Raw genomic sequence first — 24,412 nt, 5'->3', positions numbered from 1 at the left:
TCAATGTTGGAACACCTCTGGCGCAGCATCCATTCCCCGGACTACTTGCCCAACGTAATGGAGTGGATGCTCCATATTCTCCTCAGCCCGTTCATGGTGATCATGTGCCTGATGGTCGGCGCGCTGGCTGGCAAATGGTGGAGAGCACTGCCCTACGGCGGTCTGACTTGTTATGTGGTCTTTCTGAGCCGGTCTTCTTTCTATCGGTGGGAAAGCATCTTCCCCATAGCCGGCCTGCCTGCGCTGGCGATAGATGGCGGGCTATTGGCGCTGCTCGGCTTTTATTTGAAAGGCCTACTCAGAACCCGCGCAGAAGCAAAACCCGAAGGCCATTGGCTGCGCAGGCTTTATCAAGGCCTTAAGGTGGTCATGCTGACAGTCATGGTGATGTTCTGGGCAGTCGTCGTGCTGTTTGTTGTGATCTTCACTGTCTCGGTCGCGACCCAACCGTCATTGGCGCACTGAGCAGCTTCCTGCTTGATCAGACAAATCGGGACTCAGCTTCGCCGGAAACAGCGTTCGAATGAGCTGCCGGTTCGACAAGATGAACTTCAGTGGCATTGCGCCCCGCCAACCAGGCCAGCACTGACGCGACAACCAAGACAGCGGCGCTAAGCTCGAATGTGGCTTTGTAACCGCTCAGATCGAAGGCCAGACCGCCAATGATCGCGCCACCGGCGATCGCCAGTTGGACAATCGCCACAAGCAAGCCGCCTCCGGCTTCCGCATCATCCGGCAGCGTCTGCGCCAGCCATGTCCACCAGCCGACCGGCGCGGCCGTGGCCACCAATCCCCACAGTCCGAGCAACACGGCGGTCAGCACTGGTGATTTGCCGAAGCTGACCAACGCCAGCGCGATGGCTGCCATGATCAGCGGGATAACGGTCAACGTGCGGTAGAGGCCGCGGCCCATAAACCTTTCAATTAGAAAGGTACCGATAAAACCGGCCAGTCCCAACCCCAGCAGCATCAAGGACAACGTTGAGACACTGACGCCCGTCACGCCTTCAAGAAAGGGCCGCAGGTAGGTAAACAGCATGAACTGGCCCATGAAAAATACGCTGACAGCGACCATGCCCAAGGCCACTGGCAACTGCTTCATCAACCGCAGGACGTTGCCGCTACCGGCCTGGCGTTCGGCCTTGAAGGACGGCAGGCTGATCAGCAGCCACACGGCGGCCAGCACCGCGACCGGAACCACACAGAAGAATGCCCCGCGCCAGCCGATCAACGAGCCAAGAAAACTCCCCGCTGGAGCCGCGATTACCGTGGCGAGAGCGTTACCGCCATTGACGATGGCCAGCGCTCGCGAAACCTGTTCAGGCTTCACCAGACGCATTGCGGTCGCCGCCGACAATGACCAGAAACCGCCGATCGCGATCCCGATCAACGCACGTCCAAACATGAATGACGGGTAGCCCGGCGCGACCGCGACGACCGTACCGGAGACGATCATCAGCAAGGTCAGGCCCAGCAGCAACTTCTTGCGTTCGATGCGCGCGGCGACCGAGGCGATCAACAGGCTGGTGATCAAGGCAAAGGCGCCCGACACGGAAATCCCCTGCCCGGCCTGGCCTTCGGTGATGTGCAGGTCTGCGGCAATCGGCGTCAGCAGACTGACGGGCATGAATTCTGAAGCGACCAAAGCGAATGCGGCCAGCGACATGGCCAGCACAGCGCTCCAGCCGCCTGTTCTTTTAGAAGGATCTGTAGAAGGAAACGTCATGGGAACTACCTGTGGTGCGAAAAACCTGTGGATGTGATGCGCAGGGGCAAGCAGCGTGAAGCCCATTCGGGCACTGCCCCTGTAACAGATAGACACATTCTCCCGGTCAATCCGGCCCTTCCCTAGCGCATTCCTCTTGAATGCTTGCCTGATCCTCTGGCGATGCAGGGTGATGGATAGGAAACGTCTCGCGCGCGGATTAGAGTTCGGTCAACAGGAGTGACCCGACATGATCCCTACCCCTCTGGCTCAGCAATCGCCTTTGGCGTTGCACATTGACCCGCGCGTGAACGCACCGGGTGACTTCGCCACGGCCATACCCGGCTTGTCGCTGTTTCGTCGCGACCAACCGGCGCCGCCCATGGTGTGCATGATCGAACCCAGCCTGATTCTCGTGGGTCGCGGCGAAAAGCGCTTGTGGGTCGGTGGTGAGGGCTACAGCTATGACCCGTCACGGTTTCTGGTCACTTCACTGGACCTGCCCGCCAACTCCGAAGTGATGCTTGCCAGTCCCCAGCAGCCCTGTGTCGGCCTCGTGCTGAAACTGGATGTCAGCATGCTCGCCGAGGTCATCACCAAGAGCGGCCTGCCGGCCAAGCGGCAGCCAGCAACGGGCACGGGCGCCGCGATTGGCAGTATGTCGTCTGCCCTGGAAGGCGCTCTCGATCGACTGCTGGCATTGCTCGATGAACCCGAAGCGATCCCGGTGCTGGCGCCGCTGATTTTGCGCGAAATCCACTACCGGCTGCTGCACACCGACCAAGGCGCACGGCTGCGGCAGATCACGGCCGTCGATGGTCAGGGTTATCGCATCGCCAAGGCGATTGACTGGCTCAAGCTCAACTACGCAGATGCCCTGCGCATTGACGATCTGGCCGCGCGGGTGCAGATGAGCGCGCCGACCTTTCACCATCATTTCCGTCAGCTCACTGGGATGAGCCCGCTGCAGTACCAGAAATGGCTGCGGCTCAACGAGGCTCGCCGATTGATGCTGGTCGAGCGCCTCGACGTTTCCCGGGCGGCGTTTGCAGTCGGCTATGAAAGTCCTTCGCAGTTCAGCCGCGAATATGGCCGGCTGTTCGGCACCGCGCCGAGTCGTGACATCGCCCTGCTGCGCGGTCAGCTATTCGAGGCAGAAGCCCTCGGCACAGTAGCGAATTGAACGAACAACCAGCTTCACCGGTGATGCGCCTCGCCGCGTGTCACCGCTCATAACAATGCACGTCAACCGATGATCAGCGGGTGAATCATGGAACTACGAATCAACCAGAAGACCTATCAGGTCGATGCCGACGCCGATACACCCTTGCTGTGGGTGATCCGCGATGATCTGGGCATGACCGGGACCAAGTACGGCTGCGGCCTGGCGCAATGCGGCGCCTGCTCAGTGTTGGTGGACGGCAATGTGGTGCGCTCCTGCGTCACGCCGGTGGCCGGTGTGGTTGGCCGCGAGGTCACCACCATTGAAGCCATCGAAAGCGATGAAGTGGGCAAACGGGTGGTCGCGACCTGGGTCGATCTGCAGGTCGCGCAGTGCGGCTACTGCCAGTCCGGGCAGGTGATGGCCGCCACCGCGCTGCTCAAACAAAACCCCAAACCGAGTGATGCGCAAATCGAAGCGGCGATGGTCAACCTGTGCCGCTGCGGTACCTACAACGCCATTCATGCCGCCGTGCATGAGCTGGCCGGCAAGGGAGACGCGTGATGAACGTTCGAATCGACCCTTCACTGCAAGCCTCGGCACTGGATCTGCACGAACCGATCAATGTTTCGCGCCGACGTTTTCTCACCGGTACTGCCGTCGGCGCATTGGTCCTCGGCTTCGGCCTGCCGCTCGGTGCGACACGCGTGCAAGCTGCCGTTGCCGCGGCGACGGCCGAGCGCGGCACGCAGGTGCCGGCGTTTCTCGAGATCCGTCCAGACAATCGCGTGCGTCTGCTCTGCCCGTTCATGGAAGGCGGACAAGGCACGTTCACGGCGATGGCGCAAATCGTCGGTGAAGAGCTGGATGTCGATCCGTCGACCTTTCTGGTCGAAGCCGCACCGCCCGGCGAAGCCTATGTGGTGTTGGAAAACGGCATGCGCATCACCGGCGGCAGTATGTCGGTGCGCATGAGCTACCCGGTGATGCGCCGCCTCGGCGCCCTCGCCCGCGCCATGTTGTTGCAGGCGGGTGCGCAGCAACTTGGCGTGCCGGTGAGCGAGTTGAGCACCGAGCCCGGCAAAGTCGTGCATGCCAAGTCGGGCCGCTCGCTGGCCTATGGTGAACTGGCCGAGCGCGCGATGGATCTGCCGGTTCCTGATCCGGCCTCTGTGAGGCTGCGTGATCCGAGCCAGTTCCGCTGGATCGGCAAACCGGTGAAGCGCCTCGATGCCTACGACAAGTCCACCGGCAAGGCGCTGTACAGCATCGATCTGAAGGTCGACGACATGCTCCACGCTGCCGTGCAACATGCCCCGCGTTTGGGGATGACGGTCGGCAACCTGCGCAACGAAGATCAGGTCAAAGCAATGAAAGGCGTGCATTCCGTGCACCGTCTGCCGGGCGCCGTGGCGGTGGTCGCCGAGCGTTGGTGGCACGCCAAACGTGCCGTCGAGGCGATCCAGGTCGACTGGCAAGAGCCAACGGCCGATAGCAAAGTGCGGCCGATGCCCGCCGACTTTTCCAGCGATGCCTGGTTCAAGCGCCTCGCTGAAGACAAAGGCCCGGCCAAAGATGATGAAAACCAAGGCGACGTGGCTGCGATTCTCAAGGAAACCAAGACGCGGATTGACGCCACTTACCACAACCAATACCTGAACCATGGACAACTGGAGCCGCCTTCGGCACTGGCCCGATTCAACCCGGACGGTACGCTGGAAGTCTGGTTGCCGAATCAGGCGCCGGACATGTTCCGTGCCGACATTGCCAAACGCACAGGGCTGGATCCGTCGCGCATCACCTTGCATTCGCCGCTGCTAGGCGGGTTCTTCGGCCGGCATTTCCTCTACGACTCGGCCAGTCCCTACCCTCAGGCAATCGCGCTGGCGAAAGCGGTTGGCCGTCCGGTCAAACTGATCTGGAGCCGCGAAGAAGAGTTCCTGCGTGACGTGCTCCGCCCCGTTGCTGCGGTGAACTTCCGTGCCGCGCTGGACAACGACGGCTGGCCGCTGGCAATCGAAGCGATCAGTGCCACCGAAGGCCCGACCGAAGCCCTCGCCGGCAAACAGGGTGAAAAACTCGACCCCACAGCGCTTGAAGGGTTGTCAGGAAAAACCTATGCGATCCCCAACAAACGCATCGCGCAGATCTACGTCAAAGGCCCGGCCATGCTCGGTTACTGGCGTTCGGTGGGCAATTCGCTCAACGACTTCTTCTATGAATCGTTCCTCGATGAGCTCGCCGACAAGGGTGGCAAAGACCCGTTCGACCTGCGTCTGCATCTGCTGCGTGATAACAAACGCCTGACCACCTTGCTGCAAGCGGTGGCTGAACTGTCGGGCGGCTGGAAGCGCGGGCCGTTTACCGCCGAGGATGGCAGCAAACGTGCGCGCGGTGTGGCCATGGCTTCGCCGTTCGGTACGGAGACGGCGGTGATCGCCGAGGTGTCCATCGAGAACGGTCAGGTCAAGGTGCACGACATCTGGCAGGCGATTGACCCGGGCAGCATCGTCAACCCGGCGATTGTCGAAGCGCAGGTCAACGGCGCTGTGGCGTTGGGACTGTCGCAAACCCTGGTGGAAGAAGCCGTGTGGATTGATGGCAAACCCCGGGCGCGCAACTACGACTTGTATCAGATCCTGCCGCCTGCGCGGATGGCTCGGGTCCATGTGCGTGTGGTCGAGAGTGGGGAAAAAATGGGTGGCATCGGTGAACCGCCGTTGCCAGCGGTCGCGCCCGCCGTCGCTAACGCGGTGGCAAGGCTAACCGGTCAGCGGGTGCGCAGCCTGCCGATGAGCCGACACACCTTCACTTGATCAGCGCCGGAGCGTCCATGAATAACAGCCGATTCGCAAGAACCGCTGGCTGGCTGGCAGTGCCGTGCCTGGTCGCGGCATGCCTGCTGGCCTGGTATGTCACCCGTGAGCCTGTCTCGCGCCTTGAAACTCATCAGATCGCCGTGGCCGACATCGACCCGGCACTGGTCGCCCGTGGCGAATACGTCGCCCGGCTCAGCGATTGCGTGGCCTGCCACAGCGTGCCAGGAGGCGCGCCATTCGCTGGTGGCCTGGAAATGGCCACACCGCTGGGCTCAATCCATGCGACCAATATCACCCCGGACACGGAAACCGGCATTGGCCACTACAGCCTGGCGGACTTCGACCGGGCGGTGCGTCACGGCGTGGCGCCCGACAGTCGCCGTCTGTATCCGGCGATGCCCTACCCGTCCTACGCCAAGCTCAGTGATGACGATGTACGAGCGTTGTATGCGTTCTTCATGAAAGGCGTGGCGCCGGTGAAACAGGCGAATATCCCGAGTGCGATTCCGTTCCCGCTGAACCTGCGCTGGCCGATTGCACTGTGGAACGGTGTGTTTGTCGATGCCGAACCGTATGCGCCCAAACCGTCGCAGGATGAACAGTGGAACCGTGGCGCTTACCTTGTTCAGGGCGCCGGGCACTGCGGCAGTTGCCACACGCCGCGCGGCCTGGCGTTCAACGAGAAGGCACTGGATGAATCCGGTAAACCGTACCTCGCCGGCGCCTTGCTCGATGGCTGGTACGCGCCGAGCCTGCGTGATGACCACAACACCGGGCTGGGCCGCTGGAGCGAGCAAGAGATCGTGCAGTTCCTCAAGACCAGTCGCAACCAGCATGCGGTGGTCTACGGTTCGATGACCGAGGCGTTCAACAACTCCACGCAGTTCATGAGCGATGACGATTTGACCGCGATTGCCCACTACCTGAAGTCGTTGCCTGGCGACCGCCAGCGCGATGGAGAGCCTTGGCAGTACCAAGCGGTTTCGGCAGCGCAACGTCTGGACTCGCCCGGTGCTCATACCTACGTGGCGCGCTGTGCTTCCTGCCACGGTCTCGACGGCAAGGGTCAACCTGAATGGATGCCGCCGCTGGCCGGCGCGACTTCTGCACTGGCCAAGGAAAGCGCCTCGGCGATCAACATCACCCTGAATGGTTCGCAGCGTGTCGTAGCCGCCGGTGTGCCGGACGCCTATCGCATGCCGGCCTTCCGTGAGCAGTTGTCGGATCAGCAGATCGCCGAAGTGCTGACCTTCATGCGCAGCACCTGGGGCAATCAGGCCAGTGCTGTCGATGCGCAGACGGTGGGCAAACTGCGTGAGCACACCGATCCGGCCAGCAGCAGCCCGATCATCCTGCAGATGCGCTAAGAGGAGGCACTGATGGAAAGCATCGACTTGCTGGTCCTGCGCACAGCGCGGGACTGGCTTGCCGCCGGCGAACGTGTGTTGTTCGCTACGGTGGCGCGCACTTGGGGTTCTTCACCGCGTCCGACGGGGTCGATGATGGCTTTGCGTGACGACGGTCGCGTGGTGGGCAGCGTGTCCGGCGGCTGCATCGAAGACGATCTGATCCATCGCTTCACCACGGCGCATGGCGGCAGCGCTTTTAGCGACAGCGCACCGCAAGTGGTGCGCTATGGCGTCAGCGCCGATGAGGCGCATCGGTTCGGCTTGCCGTGCGGTGGCACGCTTGAACTGATCCTTGAATTCAACCCGGCGTGGCAGTCGCTTGATGAGCTGCTGGCGCAACTGGACGCCGGGCAACTGGTTCGCCGTGGCCTGACGCTGGAGTCCGGTCAGGTCATACTTGAATCCACCGCAACGCCGGAACAATTCAGTTTCGATGGTGCGCAGATGCTCAACACTCTGGGACCGGGCTACCGGATGCTGATGATCGGGGCCGGCGCGCTGGCCGAATATCTGGCCACCATGGCGTTGTTCAACGGCTTCAAGGTGGCGGTGTGCGATCCGCGTCCCGAGTACATCGAGACGTGGGCAGTAGACGGTGTGGAGCGGATTGTCGGCATGCCGGATGACGTGGTGCGCGACTTCGCGGTCGATCTGCGCACCTGCATCGTCGCCTTGAGTCATGACCCCAAACTCGACGATCTGGCGTTGCTCGAAGCGCTCCACGGCCCGGCGTTCTACATCGGCGCCATCGGTTCGCGGCGCAACAGCCAACTGCGCCGCGAACGCCTGATTGAGCATTTTGGAGAAACCGAGACGTCGCTTGAGCGCCTGCACGGGCCGATCGGCCTGTATATCGGCAGCAAGACGCCGGCGGAAATCGCCGTCAGTGTGATGGCGGAGATTCTTGCGGCGAAGAATGGCGCGAGTCTGCCGAAAGCGTTTTCCATTGCCAGGGCCAAAGCACTCGCAGAATGAGCCGTGCGGCTACTCTGCGTCGGCTTTATTGGCCGGCAACGAAACGACGTGGTGTTATCAGGTGACGATTCCGGCTATTGATGAGTTGTCTGCACAAACCAGCTCACTGTGTTCTTCGACAGGTCATAGAACCCCTCCCGGCAAGAAGGGTCTGCTCTGGTATGCCCTCTCAGGAATACGTCCCATGTCCGCGCAACGCAACCTTGTCATTCTCGCTCGGGGAGGCTACGCCGCCCGGGGAATGCTGTATCTGATCATCGGCATCTTTGCGTTGCTGGCAGCCCAGGATTCAACCAAGCCAAAGGACAGTCACAAGAGTCTGGAAGCGTTGCTGGGCCAGCCATTCGGCTATTTTCTGGTTGGACTTGTCGTGGCGGGGCTGCTCGCATTTGCCGCCTGGCGTGTCCTGCAGGCAACGCGTGATGTCGATCATCACGGCACAAAATTCAAAGGGCTGGTGATTCGCACAGGGCTGTTTGTCGGAGGTTTGGTCAACGCTGCTCTGGCGTTCTTTGCATTGGGCCTGCTCATCAGCGGGATTAAAAGTTCCGGCAATTCCGCAGGACAGACCAAAGACTGGCTGGCGCATCTGCTGTCCTGGGAACACTCGAACTGGCTGGTGTACCTGATCGCCCTCATTCCGCTGGGGGTCGGCATTGCTCACATCTTCAAGGGCTGGAAAGCGACGTTCGAGAAGTATTTCGAGGCCGACGAGGACGTCATGCGCTACGTCCGACCGGTCTCCCGGTTTGGTCTGATAGCGCGCGGAGTCGTGTTTATCGAGATTGCATTGCTTCTGGCGGTCAGCGGTTCTACCTATCAAGCCATGGATCCACCGGGTATGAAGGAAGCGCTCGATGCGCTGCAGAATCTGCCCGCTGGCTGGCTGATTTTGATGGTGATGGCTTTGGGGCTGATTGCCTTTTCGGTCTACAGTCTGGCGGAAGCATTCTGGCGCAAGATCAATATGGATGTGCCGGGCGTAGCGAAAACGTAGGGTGTAACACTTTCGGCGATGATCACCCCGGAAAAGTCCAGATGCCGGTTGCCAGACTATTGACCGAACCTTTCCCCGCAAAACAGCGTCCGAGCTAAGGCGTTAACGCTTACCGCCCGCCACGAGGTTTCCGTTTGAAAGCTGCCATCGTCAGAAAATACCGTTTGATCATCAAGACTCTGGGCTACGTCGGTTGGGCGTTGTTCTGGCTGCTGCTCTGGGACATCGCCGTCACCGTCGATTTCATGCTGTTCCTCAACGCCAAGCTGAATCTGCCATTGATGCCCCTGACGTTATTGGGTTCGGCATTGATCGTGCTGATCAGTTTCCGCAACAGCAGCGCTTACAACCGCTGGTGGGAAGCACGCACGCTGTGGGGTTCGATGATCAACAATTCGCGCAGCTTCGCCCGGCAGGTGCTGACGTTGCTGGATGATCCCGATGGCGAGGTCAATCCAGTCAAGTCGACCCTGTTACGCCGCCACGTCGCCTATGTGAATTGCCTCGCGGCGCATCTGCAAGGCCAGCCCTGCCCTGAGGAAGTCCGCGCGTTTATTCCCGCCGATGAGTTTGCCCGCAGTGGCACGACCAACAACTTTGCCAATGACATTCTCACCGGTTCCGCGACTTTGCTCGCGCGGGAATACAAGGCCGGGCGCCTGGACAGCATTCGTCTGGCGCGGCTGGAGTCGACGCTGGTGGATCTGTCCAACAGCCAGGGTGGCATGGAGCGGATTGCCAATACGCCGCTGCCCTACCCGTATGTGTATTTTCCACGGCTGTTTATTTCACTGTTCTGCCTGATCGTGCCCGTCGGGCTGGTGGAGTCTTTGGGCTGGTTCACGCCGTTGGCTTCGACCGTGGTCGGTTTTATGCTGCTGGCCATCGAACGCATCGGCACCGATCTGCAAAGCCCGTTTCGCCAAAGCGAACACCAGATTCAGATGGAAGCGCTGTGCGAAACCATCGAGAAAAACCTGCAATCGATGCAGCGTGATTCTTTGGGGGATGTGCGTCGGATTGAAGAAAACGCTTGAGGTGCAGCAATCGGGAACTGTCAGGACGTCTGACGGTTTCCAAATCAATCAGAACGCCGCACAACATCGCTTGTTATCGCACCGCGCTCACACATCTCCCGGAGCGCTCACTCTCATCCCCCTCTGCTTCCCGCTCCTCGCGGTCTCACATTTTGCGATGTGAGGTTTTCGCATCTGCATAAAAAAGATTGCCGATTCATTGTCAGGTGATTTTTTTCAGCCTATCTTCAATAAAACCTATACAAAGCACTTCATTGCGTACAACTCTTTCGCTATGGATTGGCCTCACGCACAGCACTGCCGCGAGCACCTTGAATGAACCCACTATTAGCCAGCCATTACCGTGAAATTCTCGTCGGCGTCGGTGAAAACCCCGAGCGCGAAGGACTGTTGGAGACACCCAAGCGCGCCGCCAAAGCGATGCAGTACCTGTGCAACGGCTACACCATGAGCCTGGAAGACGTCACCAACGGTGCCTTGTTCGAGTCGCAGAGCGATGAAATGGTGATCGTCAGCGACATCGAGCTGTATTCCTTGTGCGAGCACCACATGCTGCCCTTTATCGGCAAGGCACATGTCGCGTACATCCCCACCGGCCGGGTCCTGGGGCTGTCGAAGGTCGCGCGGGTGGTAGACATGTTCGCGCGTCGCCTGCAGATCCAGGAAAACCTTACACGGCAGATTGCCGACGCCATCCAGCAGATCACCGATGCCGCCGGTGTGGCGGTGGTCATTGAAGCGCGGCACATGTGCATGATGATGCGCGGCGTTGAGAAGCAGAATTCGGTCATGACCTCCTCCGTGATGCTGGGGGCTTTCCGGGATAGTTCGACGACACGGCAGGAGTTCCTGCAACTGATCGGACGTCGATAAAGCTATACAGGGGACAGTCACTGTACAAGCCGATAGTTCGAATCTCACCCTCTTCACTTGTGTGTTTCAGGGAGTTAGGCGATGACCCGATTTCTGCTGTTACTGGCACTGGTCCTCAGCGTCGCAAGCTGCGGCAGCGTAGATGTTGCCCGTTATGCCGAGCAACAACCGGCCCTGGACCTGCAGCGTTTTTTCAGCCAGCCCGTCAAAGCCTGGGGGATGTTTCAGAAGCGCAACGGTGAGGTGGCCAAGCGTTTTGAGGTCAACATCGTCAGCCGGCGTGAGGGCAACAACCTGATTCTCGACGAGCGCTTCCTTTACAGCGACGGCACCCGCCAACGTCGCGTCTGGACTCTCACGCCCGAAGGCCAGGGGCGTTGGAGCGGTCGCGCGGCTGACGTGGTGGGTGTCGCCGAGGGCCGGGTCGCGGGCAACACGTTGCACTGGCGTTATCGCCTGAACCTGCCGGTCGATGACTCGACTTACGAAATGAGCATGGACGACTGGATGTACTTGATGGACGAGGACACGTTGATCAACCGCACCAGCATGTCCAAATTCGGCGTAGAGGTCGGACAGGTGACATTGTTCTTCCGTCGCCAGGGTGCCGGAGTCAGCGAATGAACCGCGCATTGACCCTGGCCTCGCTCGGCGACGGTTATCGCGCGCTGGTGATCGGCGCCAGTGGCGCCCTCGGCACAGCCTTTTGCCAACTGCTGAAACAGGATCCGCGCTGTGCCGACGTTCGTGCGCTGGGGCGCCGTACCCTCCCCGCGCTCGACCTTGAACGGCCCGAAACGATTGCCAGTGCCGCCTCCGAACTGGCAGGCGAAGCGCCGTATCAACTGATCATCCACGCGGCCGGTCTGCTCCATCGCGAAGGGATCAAACCGGAAAAAAGCTTCAGCGCAATCGAGCCGGAGGCGCTGCAAACCGTGTTTCAAGTGAACACGCTGGGACCGGCATTGGTGTTGCGTCATTTCCTGCCACTGCTCGATCCTCGGGGAGCGATGGCGATGCTTTCGGCCAAGGTCGGGAGCATTGGCGACAACCGTTTGGGCGGCTGGTACGCCTACCGCGCCTCCAAGGCTGCGTTGAACATGCTGATCAAGACCGCCGCCATCGAACTGGCACGCACGCGCCCGCAGAGTCGCTTGCTCAGTCTGCACCCGGGCACGGTGGTGTCGGGGTTGTCGCAACCTTTTCGCGGCGCCTCCAGCGCCCGTCCGGCAGACGTTGCCGCTGAACAGTTACTGACCTTGATAGACCAGTTGACGTCGGCCGACAGCGGCCATTTCTTTGCCTACGATGGAGAACGCCTACCCTGGTAGGCAAGGAGTGAAGCATGAACCTGCAAGCCCTCACCGAACGTGCGGCCAACAGTGAAATACGTGAACTGGAGCTGCTGTCACTCGAAGGTGGTTTTTATCTGGCGCGGATCCGTCTGGATCACGGCCAGTTCACCCTGCTGGATGACGCGGCCAAGCCGATGCACCTGCGCTCGATCACCCACCTGCGTGACTTGCTGCAGACCGTGCCGGCCTTTCCCTGCGTGCTGGTGCAGCAATGCGTGCACGACGAAATGTGCGGGCGCGATACAGGGCCTGTCGAAGAGCTGCGCATTCCCTTTTCGCTCACTACGCCCGTATGAGTCGAACCACGCACATCAACTGGTAACGAGCGGGGGCCGCCCCATTTGTCGCGTACCCGCTAAGCTGGTGTTACGGCCGTGCGTCAGTTGAACGGTGTTGGCTGACTGAAAACAGCAAAATAGAAATGCTGTCATAACCATGATTTTTTCTGACAAAACGGCGTCTTTTGCAGGTTTTCAAAAGCTCTGTTGAAGCCTGTCAGAGCGCCATTTGCGGCCCAAGCGGATTATCAAAAATCCAATAACGCTTTATTACTGAATTAGTGATTTAACTAGGTAGTTACCTAACTATATAATGCGCGCCTCATTTCAACGGGACACTCAACGTGAAGCAGAGTCAACGCCTCTCGGGCATATCAAAATTCATTCTGATCGGGCTGGGCGTCGTCATCGCCCTGCTCGGCTTGGCGCTGGCTGCGGGCGGCGTGAAGTTGGTCAGCCTGGGAGGCTCGTGGTACTTCCTGGTGGGTGGCTTGGTCATGGCCGTTTCCGGTCTGCTGATCGCGCGCTTCAAGCTTGCCGGCGCGTGGTTGTTCGCCGCGTTCCTGGTGGGCACCGCGATCTGGGCGGTGAGCGATGCCGGTCTGGTGTTCTGGCCGGTGTTCTCGCGCCTGTTCATGTTCAGTGTGATCGGCCTGGTCGTGGCGCTGGTTTATCCGCAGCTCAAACGTGCCAACGGTGGCGTTGCCGGTCGCGGCGCTTACGCTGTGGCGGCGGTGCTGGCAGTCGGCGTGGTTGTAGCGGCCGGCAATATGTTTGTCGCCCATCCAACCGTGGCGGCAACCGGCACTGGCCCAGGCCTGACCCCGGTCGAGCCGGACAAGGCGCAAAAGGACTGGGCGCACTACGGTAATACCGAAGGTGGCAGCCGCTTCGCTGCGCTGGACCAGATCAACCGCAGCAACGTCGACAAGCTGAAAGTCGCGTGGACCTACCACACCGGTGACATCGCCGAGAGCGATGGCAACGGTGCTGAAGACCAGCTCACCCCGCTGCAGGTTGGCAACAAGGTGTTCATCTGCACCCCGCACAACAACCTGATTGCCCTCGATGCCGACACCGGTAAAGAGCTGTGGAAGAACGCAATCAACGCTCAGTCGAAAGTCTGGCAGCGCTGCCGTGGCATGGCCTATTTCGACGCCACCAAAGCGATTGCTCAGCCAAGCAACTCGTCGATCATCGAAGCCAAGCCTGCGCCGGCCGCCAATTGCCAGCGTCGTCTGCTGACCAACACCATTGATGCCCGCCTGATCGCGGTCGATGCGGACACCGGCGAGTTCTGCCAGGGTTTCGGCAACAACGGTCAGGTAGATCTGAAGGCCGGTTTGGGTAATGTCCCGGACAGCTACTACCAGTTGTCCTCCGCTCCGCTGATGGCCGGCACCACCGTGGTGGTTGGCGGTCGCGTAGCTGACAACGTGCAGACCGACATGCCCGGCGGCGTGATCCGTGGTTTCGACGTGATGACCGGCGCCATGCGTTGGGCCTTCGACCCGGGTAACCCGCAGGATAAAAACGCACCGGCCGACGGCAGCACTTATGTGCGCAGCACGCCGAACAGCTGGGCGCCGATGTCCTATGACCCGGCGACCAACACCGTGTTCCTGCCGATGGGCAGTTCGTCCACCGACATCTATGGTGTCGAGCGCAGCAAACTCGATCACACCTACGGTGCTTCGATCCTCGCGCTGGACGCCACCAGCGGTGACGAGCGTTGGGTGTTCCAGACCGTGCACAACGATCTCTGGGACTTCGACCTGCCGATGCAGCCGAGCCTGATCGACTTCACCAAGGACGGCAAAACCGTGCCGGCGCTGGTCATCGGCACCAAGGCCGGGCAGATCTACGTGCTCGACCGCGCCACTGGCAAACCGCTGACTGACGTTAAAGAAGTACCGGTGAAAGCGGCGAACATCCCGAACGAACCGTACTCCCCTACCCAGCCGAAATCGGTGGGCATGCCAGAAATCGGTGCTCAGCACCTGACTGAATCGGACATGTGGGGCGCCACTCCGTACGACCAGTTGCTCTGCCGCATCGACTTCAAAGGCATGCGCTACGACGGCCTGTACACCGCGCCGGGCATGGACAAATCGCTGAGCTTCCCGGGTTCGCTGGGTGGCATGAACTGGGGCAGCATCTCCACTGACCCGGTGCACGGTTTCATCTTCGTCAACGACATGCGCCTGGGTCTGTGGATTCAGATGATTCCGTCGCAGAACAAAGGCCAGGCGGCTGGCGGTGGCGAAGCGCTGAACACCGGCATGGGCGCCGTTCCGCTGAAAGGCACGCCTTACGCCGTGAACAAGAACCGCTTCCTGTCGGTGGCCGGCATTCCTTGCCAGGCTCCACCGTTCGGTACGCTGACGGCGATTGACATGAAGACCCAGAAAATCGCCTGGCAGGTTCCGGTCGGTACCGTTGAAGACACCGGTCCACTGGGCATCCGCATGCACCTGCCGATCAAGATCGGTCTGCCAACCCTCGGCGGCACGCTGTCGACCCAAGGTGGTTTGATCTTCATCGCCGGCACCCAGGACTTCTACCTGCGCGCCTTCAACAGCGGCAACGGTGAAGAAGTCTGGAAAGCACGTCTGCCAGTCGGCAGCCAGGGCGGCCCGATGACCTATGTTTCACCGAAAACCGGCAAGCAGTACATCGTCATCACCGCCGGTGGCGCGCGTCAGTCGACCGATCGCGGCGACTACGTGATGGCTTACGCCCTGCCGTAACCCCCAGCTTCCACGTTAAACGCGGACGCTTGCTTTGAGCGCGGCACCTTCGGGTGCCGCGCTGCTTTCCCCCTATTGCTCAAGTTTTCTGCAGGAAGATTTACATGCTATCGGCTGTTGGTTTTTCCCGTTCCCACCTGTTCAAAGGCCTGTTGCTGGGCGTCGCGTGCACCACCACCCTCCCCGCGCTGGCCGACAACGATTCCGATCTGTTGACCCGCAGCACCCTCACCGGTGACTGGGGTGGCTTGCGTCACCAGATGGATGAACAAGGCATCAAGTTCACCGGCGATTACAGCGGTGAAATGGCTTACAACGCCGACGGCGGTTTGCATCGCTCGGCGCGCTACTCGCAGAACATCAAGCTCGGTGTGCAGTTCGACCTGAGCAAACTGTACGGCGTCGACAATGCCGGCAAGGTCCAGTTGACCATCAACGACCGTCGCGGCAACAGCGCTTCGGAAGATCTGGTCGGCAACCGTCTGCCGATTCAGGAAAACTACGGTGGCCTGTACACGCGCCTGACCGAACTGAGTTACGAGCGCAGCCTGTTTACCCCGGCGCTCAACGTGAAGCTCGGTTACATGGCCATGGGTAATGACCTCGGCGGCCTCGACAGCGGCATTCTGTGCAACTTCATGAACGCCGGTTTCTGCGGCCATCCGCTGAACATGTCCGGCGGCAGCGGCTGGACCAACTACCCCAATGCCCATTTGGGCGTGCGGGTGAAATACGACCTGTCGTCCTCGTGGCAACTGCGCGTGGCCGCGTTCAACGTCGACCCGCAAAGCAACGGCAACTCCAGCCGCGCCTGGCATCTTGGCCCGAAACACACCACCGGCACCGTGGTGCCGATCGAGCTGGTGTACAAGCATGCGGGCGCCCTGCCCGGCGAATACAAGCTCGGTTACTACTACGACAGCTCCGACGTAAAACGCATTGGCAGCGACAAAGAAGTGTCCGGTCGCGGCGGTCATTACCTGCTGATCGATCAGGCCGTCTGGAACTCGCCGACGTCCGAAGGCCGCAGCCTGCACGCCTTCGGCCAATACTCGGCGGCCAGCGAAGCGGCTTCGCCGTTCAGCAAGTGGTACGGCACCGGCGTGGTTCTGTACAAACCGTTTGAAGGTCGTCCGCGAGACACCGTCGCCCTGGGTTACGGCCGCGCCGTGCCGAACCCGCGCAGCCGTGACGTGCTGCAGGACGCAGCATTGAACAACGGCACAGCGTTCCCGAACCTGGACAGCGCCGAGCAATTGATCGAACTCGGCTACGGTTATCAAGCCACGCCTTGGCTGACCCTGCGCCCGAATATGCAGTACATCATCGAGCCGGGCGCGTTTTCCGGGCAGGACATCGACAATGCGCTGGTGTTTGGTTTGCAGGTGAAAGCTGCGCTCTGAGGCCCCAAATAGCAGGCAATAAAAAACCCGGTTCGAATGCCGGGTTTTTTATTGTCTTCAAGATCACTTTTTCTTTTTAGACGGCTTGTCAGCCTTCTTTGAATCTTTGGCCTTCTCAGGCTTGCTGTCCGCTTTTTTCGTCGACTTCTTGGGCTCGGCGTCTTTTTTCTTGTCTTTCTTGTCCTTGTCGGAGGACTTCGAAAGCGCCGAGGCTGCCGCTGATTTCTTCTCGGGTGATGACTTTTTGTCTTTCAAGTCCTTGCTGGCTTTCGAAGCGTCACCTTTTTTGTCTTTGCTTTTCTTTTCGTCTTTAGCCACGTTGACCACCTCTCGGAGTGTGCCGTTATTGACACAGCGCCTGTGCGATTGACCACAAGCTAATCATTAGGCGAGCAGGTTCCGAGGCCGTTCAGATTATTTTCAGGTGACGAAACAGACCAAAAGAAGGCAGCGCCGAATGCCGCCAGCGCCACCTTCAGCAACGGCCCGTTAATCAGGCCTTGTTGCCCGCCGCTTGCAGCGCCTTTTCAGCGTTAAAGCCGTCGAAGTTTTCAAACACGCCCATAAAGCCCGGCACGGTTACCTCGCGCGCCCAGTCGCGCTGCAGTTCGCAGTACATTTGCACGCGGCTGATGAGCTTCGCCCCCGCCTGTTCCATTCGGCGCAACGCCGCCTCGTGCGCGGCCAGCGACGTGCCGCCCACCGCATCGATCGGCACATAAACCTCATAGCCTTCCTGGATCGCGTCGAGCACCGGGAAGGTCAGGCAGGCTTCGGTCCACAGCGCGGTCATGATCAGTTTCTTGCGCCCGAGTGCTTTGACTGCCTGCTTGAACTCGGTGTCCTCCCAACTGTTGATCGACGTGCGGTCATAGGTGGGCAGATGGCCGAGCACCGCTTGCAACTCTTGAATCGGTGGTTTGTTGCGGCCGGTCGCGACATTGACGGTCGAGTGGATGATCGGCAGGTTGTAGTTGACCGCCGCTTTCGCAACGCTGGTGATGTTGAAGACCAGTTCATCGCGTGGCATCGAGCGGATCGAGGACACCTGAACCGGTTGATAGTCGATGACGATCAATGCTGAATTCTCGGGCGTCAGCAGTTGATCGGTGTGGGGGTTGCGGATTGCTTCGCTTGCCATTTGCAGGTCCTTTTGTATGGGTAACGCACGCGGGTGAAACGGCCGGAGCCCGTGCGGCTAAGGGTTCCAGAATGCACGCGAGTGACGCCGTGCCTGGAAAAGCCATTGTGCTGTTCCCATATCCGTCGCAGTAGTAGCATCCCGAGGCGAACTGTGTCGCGCCAAGGGGAACGCGAAAATGGATATCGAAGAACTGCAAACCTTCGTCGAGGTGGCCGATGCCGGGGGCATTTCCCAGGCTGCGCTGCGGCTCGGGGTCTCGAAATCAATCGTCAGCCGCCGTCTGGCCCGGCTCGAAGCAGAACTGGGTGTGCAATTGCTGGCACGCTCGACTCGCGGGGCTTCACTCACTGAGGCTGGCGCGACATTTCGCGATTACGCCGCCCGAGTCTGCAGCGAAATCGACATCGCCAAGGAAACCATCCTGCCCGCCGGCGCCCTGCGCGGTCGCTTGCGCGTAGCAGTGCCGTTGTCGTTCGGGCCGACGCACTTCGCCCCGGTGCTGGCGGAAATGGCTCGCCGTCACCCTCAATTGCACATGCAGACCTGCTATAGCGATCGCTTCGTTGACCTGATTACCGAGGGCTACGATTGCGCCATTCGCGTGGGTTATCTGCAGGACTCCAATTTGATCGCAAGGCGTATCGGCCCGGTCTACACCAAGCTCGTCGCAAGCCCCGACTACATCAAAGCGCACGGCGCCCCAGAAACCCCGGACGAACTGCACGCCCATCAGGCGCTCATGCAAGGCACCGAAGCCTGGCAATTCATGGCGGCTGACAAGATCATCACGGTGCGCCCGCAAGGACGCTTCAAGGCTGACAACGGCACTGCCCTCGCCGCGGCCGCGACTGCCGGCCTCGGCGTCGCCTACTTGCCCGATTGCCTCACCCACGAACACATCGCCTCGGGTGCACTCGTGCCGATCATGACCAACCATCCACCGCCCCCGGCCGGTGCCTACCTCCTCCGCGCGCCAGGCCCGCATCCCGCGCGCAAGATCCGCGTGCTCACGGATCTGATGATCGAGTACTTCGGCGAATCGCCGCACCTCGCGGTGCAGCCGCTGTCACAGCACGATGAAGCACCGGCGCTTAGCTGAGGAAAGATCAAACCTGAAGCCATGAGAGGAGAATTGAGGTGCCGCCACGCCTGCAAAGCCCAACGCGTCGGACTGCCTTCTTGGCAGACACCACGGCGCTGATCGTGTTTTTCACCACCACCGGCATCATCAATGAACGTTTCATTGCCGGCATGACCTGGGATCAGGTTCTGCAGGCGCGCCTTCTGGGCGCGGTGCTGATGATTCCGGTCGCGCGACCTTACGGCCTATGGCGGGATTGGGTGATGACGCGCGCCGGGCAGGGTCGGGTGTCGAGGTTGTGCTGGGACAGTATCGCCCTGGTCAGTTTTCAGGTGCCGATCTATGCCGCGATCATTGCCTTCAGTGGTGCATCGGGCGAAGGATTGATGCGCGGCACGCTGGGTGCGGCGGTGATGATGCTGGTTCTGGGGCGGCCTTATGGGGCGTTTCTTAACGGGGTGCGGAGGCTGTTTGGCTTGCCTCCGGGTGGGGACAGACCGATGTCGTTGAAGGGTTGAATCAACAGCCGGAAGCAGTCGCTCGAGAAATACCGCCGACGCAGCTTCTTGATGAGTAGAAAGCTTCCTCCCACTCCTACAATCGGGACGGTGGTTCACGTCCTGCATTGATCTGTGAAAAGACATGGTCTGGATCTGCCTGGCACCAATATTTGAACAGTAGGCTTGGTTCGGAATCTGCAAAATACTGACTCAGAATGCTCTCGGCGGGGATCGTCAATTTGGGTTCAGGCCATTGCTGAGCTAAAACACCTACGTCTTTGCCCGATAAACAAATAATCCACGTCGCCTTGCCTCCACTGATGGCAGGCAAGTACCCCATACCTTGGATCGCTTCGCACAATGTGCGCAGTGTTAGCGTTGGATCAAGCTTGATTGATGTTCCATGACTTTCCAGATCATCCCCGGCATGCACGCTATCCCGATCAATGCTGATGACACACATGAATGCTCCTTGCCAACGTCGTGCGGTTACTTGAATGACAGTTCCCAGTCGATCTTATACCCCCTCCCCCGGTGCGAACCTATGAATCTCTTCCACGCTGCAAATGGCCATTTACTTATCGAATTCGGTGAGTTGTCGGATGCCGACTGGAAGTCGCTGGAAAGCAAACTGGTTGATGCCTGGGGCTTTCGACGCGTGGGCGAAGTCGTTGTCGGCCTGGACGGAACAATCTGCCCCGACTTCGAGCGCCAGGACCTGACGCTCGCTGCAGGTTGGGACATCTGGTTAGGGTATCACTTGCTGTCTGAGTGCGCCGCCGGCGACGATTTTTTGCAAAGAATGTTCGATGAGCTGCAGTTCTGAGGTATCCATTTTCGGGATTTCAGGTAAAGACCACATTTATAAAACATTTCGTGTTGACAGATTTATTTGCGAAAAAATGTATAGCCAACAATGTAAGTGCCTAGTTTATTAGTGCGAGCAGTCACCCACACGGCATATATACCGCGACCAATTTGCTCGTTCAAATCTGATTTGTTTGTGCAGAGTTCAATCCTGCGATCCGTGTCTGGAACACTGATCCACAGACCAGCCTCGCAACGACTGTATTTCCCGATGGGCGGCCCTGGATAAGTAACTTCATACGCAGACTCATAACTGACAGTTTCACCAGGCAACAGGTAGGCGGCGACAGAATAACAATTTAGAGAAAACATCAAACTCAGGCAGAAACCACCCAAAAAAGACTTTATCGTGCTTCTTGCCGTTGTGCCGGCGCGAATTGTTGGAACTGCAAAAACAACCCCAAAAATAGCGCCAGTCAGCAGGTATGTCGTCAACTCCGGAATTTCCGGCATTAAAATTGTTCGTGATGAAATGTTGGCGGCCCAAAAAAAATAATTAATCCACGCCCCCGCAAGTAAAACCACAACAGCTGTAATAACTCGTTTCTTCATTGTTTTCTTTGGTGAGCCAGGCCTTGTTTCTTGCATGCTATTTCCAGGTAATGCTTGGGTAGTTTATTAAGCGCGTCTCTGAAGTTATCTGTGGTTTCCTGGTCTCAGTATCCCTTGTTCCGATAAGCATCAGTATCACGTTGCATCAGGAACCATGTTTTGTCCCTTATTCTCTTTCAAGATTTCGTTTCAGACGCCCAAGGTCCCTATTGACCAGCAACTTATGGACCAAACCCACCGGCAACATGTAGATGCGCCCAAAGACGTTATGCGTTACGACAGAGGATGTGATCGTAAACACACAATCTGTTATCGAAAGGCAAATCATGACATCCAGATGTCGGTCGCGCACGCTCAGAACGAGCAGGTCGGGGGCAGTATGCTCCACCAGAAAAAAATCCAGCTTTTCTCCAGTCTGTACGGTTTCTCGCCTGGCGCCGGAGAACCCGCCGATGCGCTTCACCCCGAACAGTGAGGAAATCACGTCCCTCGTCCGAAAAGCCAGTCGCATGAACAGCCCCGGCTTGGCCCTCATGAAGTTCCAGGCATCAAGAGTGGTTATCTCAACAGGTAGAGGCATCGAACTGCTGTGATAGTAATCAAGATCGGGCAATGCACTCAGGGTGTGAGCGGGTGATGTGTTGGCCATGCATGTTTCCTGTCGGTGGTCCGACTCGTCACTCGACAATGAAGATTTCAGGGGCGAAAACATCGGGCCAGGCCATCAGTGTCTGACGAGCTGACCCAAGTGTTTATGCGCCATTCGCGGGACGGGCCCACTGCCCGATAAAGTCGCCAATTCTGCGCTCAATGCCACTCTCAACGGTCCGCAGCCGCAGAATGGGAATGCCGCTCTTAGCCAGAATCTCATTTTTCATGGCGTCCCGAGCGGCCTGTACGGGGTGGTCGTGGTACCCGCCATCGACTTCGATCACTCCTATCGGTTGCTTGCCCACTTTGAAATAGATCACGAAATCGCAACTGGCGCGCCGCATGAACGCCTGTTGGGGCTGCGTCCAGTCGAGGCCAGCCGGTGATGCAAGCTGATCCAGCTGAATCTGTGTGTGGTATTTCAATGCCTGGCACGCCGGGGCCGACAGTGCCTCGCGCAGCAACCGGGCCACGATCTGCTCGGACTTGTAGCGTGAATCCTCAGGCCGCAAGCGAGCGTCCAGGCGTGCCAGAGACTGGTCGTACTCGCGGTACAGCAAGTCGAATGCCGAGACCACCGGCGCCCGCACGATCTGCTCGTCTTGCGCGTAATAGCTGATGTAGCGGATCAGCGCAGCAATGTGGCCATTGTTGCCCGTGAACACCTCATCGCCGGTTACTAGGGTGAAGCGATGTTTGGCCCGCGAAACGGCCACGTTGATCATGCGCGGGTCGTCGACGAAATCCAGGCGTGTTCGCCCCTGGTTGTAGCGCTTCTTGTCGAGCACGGTGGAAAACACGATCTCGTCGCACTCGCGCCCCTGAAACTTGTGCACGGTGTCCTTGACGAAATCCGCCGGCAAGTGCGTGCCGGACAGATTAACTTGTGCCCTGTACGGGGCAATGTAACCGCGGCCTTCACCGTCCATTCCGACGGGTTGCCCCTCCTCTTCTAGCACCTTCAGCAGGGAGTCCAGTTCCCGAAGGTTGGTGTTCTTCCGGGCGTGGTTGCCCTTGGCCGTCACCACCAGACGCAGGGGCGCTTCGCCGTTGTCCTCGGTCATCGGCACCAGTGCGTTGTCGTAAAACTGCTGGTTGCAGAACTGGATGATCCTGGGGTGGCAGCGGTAATGCTCTTTCAGCAGGGTTCTGGGCAGCGCGTCCTGGAACACCGCAATGCACGAATCGAGCAAGCTGTAGCGCTCGCAATCGTAGGCCTCGGCGGGCGCTTGCAGCCCCAGCGTCACGGGGATATGCGGCAACTGGCGGTTGTCGCCCACGACGATCAGGTTCTTTGCGCAGCCCAGCGGCAGGATGCCCGGTACGATGTCCTGCAAAGAGGCTTCATCGATGATCACGTAATCGAGGACCGCTCCCGGCGCGATCGAATTGACGATGGAGTGCGTGCCGCTGCCCAGGATAGGGAAGCGCTGCATAAAGGTATCGAAACGCTCGCAGTAGGTTTTGACATCAAAACTGTCCGACGGCGGGACCTGAAGTTGCAGGTGGTGCTTGAGATGCTGCATCGATGCGGTTGTCAGTTCTTTGAGCAGCGCCGTGAAATTCGCGCGCGCCAACGAATCACGGCACGCCTGCAGCTGCGCTTCCTTGTCCCGGAGCGACTTGTCGTAGTAATGCATTTGCAGGGCATGGAAAACGGCCATGCGCGCCTCGGCGTCGGCGAATGGCCTGGTGCGAAAGATCCTGAATTTGAACAGTAGCTCGATACGGTCTTTGAGATGGATGCGCTGTTCGCCGAGGTAAGCCAGGTAGGCCATGAGGTCCGCAGTCTTGCGCGGTGTCAGGCCGTACTTGTCGAGCGTACCGGTGGCCTGTACAGCGCTTTCTGCCTGCCACTGCTGCAGGTAGCGCCGCTCGATGACCAGCTCGTCCAGCTCGATTTGCAGTTGCGCCGCCCTGTTGTGGTCTTGCAGGTGCTGCTTCAAGCGTGCCAGCAGGTTCTGGACCTCATCGAGGGATGGTGCCGCCTCGGGCGCACTTGGCGTCCACGCAGGCAGGTCGTCGAAGAAGGCCTGGCGTTTGCTCTGGTTGCCAAGCTTGGCGACCAGGTGGCCCAGGCCGTATTTCTCCAGCTTTTCGTAGACGTTCTCCACGGCAGCATTGTTGTTGGACAACACTGCGACTGTCTGTCCGCGTAACAGAATGTTGGCGAGGATGTTGAGGATCGTCTGGGTCTTGCCGGTTCCTGGCGGCCCTTCGATCACGCTGACTTGCGCGCTGAATGCCCGCTCGACGGCCTTAAGCTGACTCTCGTTCAGCCCGAACGGATAGATCAGCCCCTGCCCCGGCGCCAGCGTGCCGTTGCGTCCCGTACAGTAGGCTTGCAAGGCAGTGCCAGCGATGGCGGGCAGTTTTTCGAGCTGACGCACCACATTGTCGGCAATTTCACGATCATCCTGCGACTTACCGTGACTCTGTCGGGCTTGCGCCACGGCAGTGAGATAGCGGAAGACCGGCGTGTCCCGCATCGCTGTCGGAGCGGTAAAGCCGATGCCGTCCATTTTGTGAACATAAGGTTTTTTGCCGCCCGGGTAGTGCACGACGGCATAGCGCTCGCCGTAAATCGTAGCGCTGACGATGGGCTTGGTGCCGCCGCGCTTGTGCAGCAAGACATTGCTCAACTCGCGGGTGGGCGAAACCAGACAATTACTGAGCGGGCGGGTGTATTTTTTCCTGGAGGGATAGTGACAGGTCAGTTGCAGAAATGCGTCCCTGTCGCTCCAGCGAATCGCCCAGTCGCTGATCTGTGCGGTCTTGTCCTCACCATCTACCTGAATCGAAGCCATATTCCTCATCCCTGAACGCATGACATCCGGCTTCACGTCGCGCCGGA

The 24,412-nt window shown here is 59.4% G+C and carries 24 protein-coding genes; 17 read left to right on the top strand and 7 right to left on the bottom strand.

Going from position 1 to position 24,412, the window contains the following annotated elements:
* The first annotated feature begins 3 nt into the window (after nucleotides 1-3).
* The gene (locus tag QOM10_RS14335) at nucleotides 4-465 is read left to right on the top strand and encodes a hypothetical protein (protein ID WP_316918340.1); all 462 of its coding nucleotides are present in this window, start codon (nucleotides 4-6) and stop codon (nucleotides 463-465) included.
* A 16-nt stretch (nucleotides 466-481) separates the two neighbouring features.
* On the opposite strand, the gene QOM10_RS14330 is transcribed toward QOM10_RS14335, so the two are convergent.
* Nucleotides 482-1,726, bottom strand: a complete 1,245-nt coding sequence (locus QOM10_RS14330; RefSeq protein WP_316918339.1) for an MFS transporter — start codon at nucleotides 1,724-1,726, stop codon at nucleotides 482-484.
* Nucleotides 1,727-1,955: 229 nt separating this feature from the next.
* Between QOM10_RS14330 and QOM10_RS14325 the strand changes: the two genes are divergently transcribed.
* The 13 genes from QOM10_RS14325 (at nucleotide 1,956) to QOM10_RS14265 (ending at nucleotide 16,763) form a co-directional block, all read left to right on the top strand.
* On the top strand, nucleotides 1,956-2,888 hold the full coding sequence (locus QOM10_RS14325; RefSeq protein WP_316918338.1) for an AraC family transcriptional regulator: 933 nt from the start codon (nucleotides 1,956-1,958) through the stop codon (nucleotides 2,886-2,888).
* Nucleotides 2,889-2,975: 87 nt separating this feature from the next.
* Complete coding sequence (locus QOM10_RS14320; RefSeq protein ID WP_116030274.1) at nucleotides 2,976-3,431, top strand: (2Fe-2S)-binding protein; 456 nt, start codon at nucleotides 2,976-2,978, stop codon at nucleotides 3,429-3,431.
* Entirely contained in the window at nucleotides 3,431-5,683 is a 2,253-nt protein-coding gene (locus QOM10_RS14315) for a xanthine dehydrogenase family protein molybdopterin-binding subunit (RefSeq protein ID WP_316918337.1), read from the top strand. The genes QOM10_RS14320 and QOM10_RS14315 overlap by 1 nt, the downstream gene beginning before the upstream one ends.
* A gap of 17 nt (nucleotides 5,684-5,700) precedes the next feature.
* On the top strand, nucleotides 5,701-7,053 hold the full coding sequence (locus QOM10_RS14310; RefSeq protein WP_316918336.1) for a cytochrome c: 1,353 nt from the start codon (nucleotides 5,701-5,703) through the stop codon (nucleotides 7,051-7,053).
* A gap of 12 nt (nucleotides 7,054-7,065) precedes the next feature.
* Nucleotides 7,066-8,070 carry an XdhC family protein gene (locus QOM10_RS14305; RefSeq protein WP_316918335.1) on the top strand — a complete coding sequence of 335 codons (1,005 nt, stop codon included), beginning with the start codon at nucleotides 7,066-7,068 and terminating at the stop codon, nucleotides 8,068-8,070.
* 184 nt (nucleotides 8,071-8,254) lie between these two features.
* Nucleotides 8,255-9,067: a DUF1206 domain-containing protein gene (locus tag QOM10_RS14300; protein ID WP_316918334.1), complete on the top strand. Its 813-nt coding sequence runs from the start codon at nucleotides 8,255-8,257 to the stop codon at nucleotides 9,065-9,067.
* A gap of 134 nt (nucleotides 9,068-9,201) precedes the next feature.
* Nucleotides 9,202-10,104, top strand: coding sequence for a bestrophin family protein (locus tag QOM10_RS14295; RefSeq protein WP_316918333.1), 903 nt, complete (start codon nucleotides 9,202-9,204; stop codon nucleotides 10,102-10,104).
* 315 nt (nucleotides 10,105-10,419) lie between these two features.
* Nucleotides 10,420-10,977, top strand: a complete 558-nt coding sequence (folE, locus tag QOM10_RS14290; RefSeq protein WP_150729247.1) for a GTP cyclohydrolase I FolE — start codon at nucleotides 10,420-10,422, stop codon at nucleotides 10,975-10,977.
* A gap of 81 nt (nucleotides 10,978-11,058) precedes the next feature.
* On the top strand, nucleotides 11,059-11,601 hold the full coding sequence (locus tag QOM10_RS14285; protein WP_150729248.1) for a DUF3833 domain-containing protein: 543 nt from the start codon (nucleotides 11,059-11,061) through the stop codon (nucleotides 11,599-11,601).
* Entirely contained in the window at nucleotides 11,598-12,308 is a 711-nt protein-coding gene (locus QOM10_RS14280; RefSeq protein WP_077572937.1) for an SDR family NAD(P)-dependent oxidoreductase, read from the top strand. The genes QOM10_RS14285 and QOM10_RS14280 overlap by 4 nt, the downstream gene beginning before the upstream one ends.
* 14 nt (nucleotides 12,309-12,322) lie before the next feature.
* Nucleotides 12,323-12,628: a DUF6482 family protein gene (locus QOM10_RS14275; RefSeq protein WP_077572938.1), complete on the top strand. Its 306-nt coding sequence runs from the start codon at nucleotides 12,323-12,325 to the stop codon at nucleotides 12,626-12,628.
* Nucleotides 12,629-12,954: 326 nt separating this feature from the next.
* A complete protein-coding gene (locus QOM10_RS14270; protein ID WP_316918332.1) occupies nucleotides 12,955-15,360 on the top strand; it encodes a glucose/quinate/shikimate family membrane-bound PQQ-dependent dehydrogenase in 2,406 nt (801 codons plus the stop codon).
* Nucleotides 15,361-15,464: 104 nt separating this feature from the next.
* A complete protein-coding gene (locus QOM10_RS14265; RefSeq protein ID WP_316918331.1) occupies nucleotides 15,465-16,763 on the top strand; it encodes a carbohydrate porin in 1,299 nt (432 codons plus the stop codon).
* 63 nt (nucleotides 16,764-16,826) lie between these two features.
* Here the strand turns inward: QOM10_RS14265 and QOM10_RS14260 are convergent, their stop codons facing one another.
* A complete protein-coding gene (locus tag QOM10_RS14260; protein WP_316918330.1) occupies nucleotides 16,827-17,090 on the bottom strand; it encodes a hypothetical protein in 264 nt (87 codons plus the stop codon).
* Nucleotides 17,091-17,256: 166 nt separating this feature from the next.
* Complete coding sequence (locus QOM10_RS14255) at nucleotides 17,257-17,904, bottom strand: hydrolase (protein ID WP_316918329.1); 648 nt, start codon at nucleotides 17,902-17,904, stop codon at nucleotides 17,257-17,259.
* 178 nt (nucleotides 17,905-18,082) lie between these two features.
* Between QOM10_RS14255 and QOM10_RS14250 the strand changes: the two genes are divergently transcribed.
* Together QOM10_RS14250 and alaE are read left to right on the top strand one after the other, a co-directional pair.
* Entirely contained in the window at nucleotides 18,083-19,006 is a 924-nt protein-coding gene (locus QOM10_RS14250) for a LysR family transcriptional regulator (RefSeq protein WP_316918328.1), read from the top strand.
* 80 nt (nucleotides 19,007-19,086) lie between these two features.
* Nucleotides 19,087-19,506, top strand: a complete 420-nt coding sequence (gene alaE / locus QOM10_RS14245; protein ID WP_316918327.1) for an L-alanine exporter AlaE — start codon at nucleotides 19,087-19,089, stop codon at nucleotides 19,504-19,506.
* 76 nt (nucleotides 19,507-19,582) lie between these two features.
* Here the strand turns inward: alaE and QOM10_RS14240 are convergent, their stop codons facing one another.
* Nucleotides 19,583-19,951 (bottom strand): hypothetical protein, encoded by a 369-nt coding sequence (locus QOM10_RS14240; protein WP_127927483.1) that lies wholly within the window; start codon nucleotides 19,949-19,951, stop codon nucleotides 19,583-19,585.
* An 81-nt stretch (nucleotides 19,952-20,032) separates the two neighbouring features.
* Between QOM10_RS14240 and QOM10_RS14235 the strand changes: the two genes are divergently transcribed.
* The gene (locus QOM10_RS14235; protein ID WP_316918326.1) at nucleotides 20,033-20,314 is read left to right on the top strand and encodes a hypothetical protein; all 282 of its coding nucleotides are present in this window, start codon (nucleotides 20,033-20,035) and stop codon (nucleotides 20,312-20,314) included.
* 62 nt (nucleotides 20,315-20,376) lie between these two features.
* Here QOM10_RS14235 and QOM10_RS14230 read toward each other — a convergent pair whose 3' ends face one another.
* The 3 genes from QOM10_RS14230 to QOM10_RS14220 form a co-directional block, all read right to left on the bottom strand.
* Complete coding sequence (locus tag QOM10_RS14230; protein ID WP_127927479.1) at nucleotides 20,377-20,943, bottom strand: hypothetical protein; 567 nt, start codon at nucleotides 20,941-20,943, stop codon at nucleotides 20,377-20,379.
* Between the two features lie 130 nt (nucleotides 20,944-21,073).
* Entirely contained in the window at nucleotides 21,074-21,556 is a 483-nt protein-coding gene (locus tag QOM10_RS14225) for a DUF2867 domain-containing protein (RefSeq protein ID WP_127927477.1), read from the bottom strand.
* A gap of 103 nt (nucleotides 21,557-21,659) precedes the next feature.
* On the bottom strand, nucleotides 21,660-24,365 hold the full coding sequence (locus tag QOM10_RS14220; protein WP_127927475.1) for an AAA domain-containing protein: 2,706 nt from the start codon (nucleotides 24,363-24,365) through the stop codon (nucleotides 21,660-21,662).
* Between the last annotated feature and the right edge of the window lie 47 nt (nucleotides 24,366-24,412).

Source organism: Pseudomonas sp. P108, assembly GCF_032613195.1.
GTDB lineage: Bacteria > Pseudomonadota > Gammaproteobacteria > Pseudomonadales > Pseudomonadaceae > Aquipseudomonas.
This window is presented reverse-complemented; position numbering and strand designations above follow the sequence as displayed.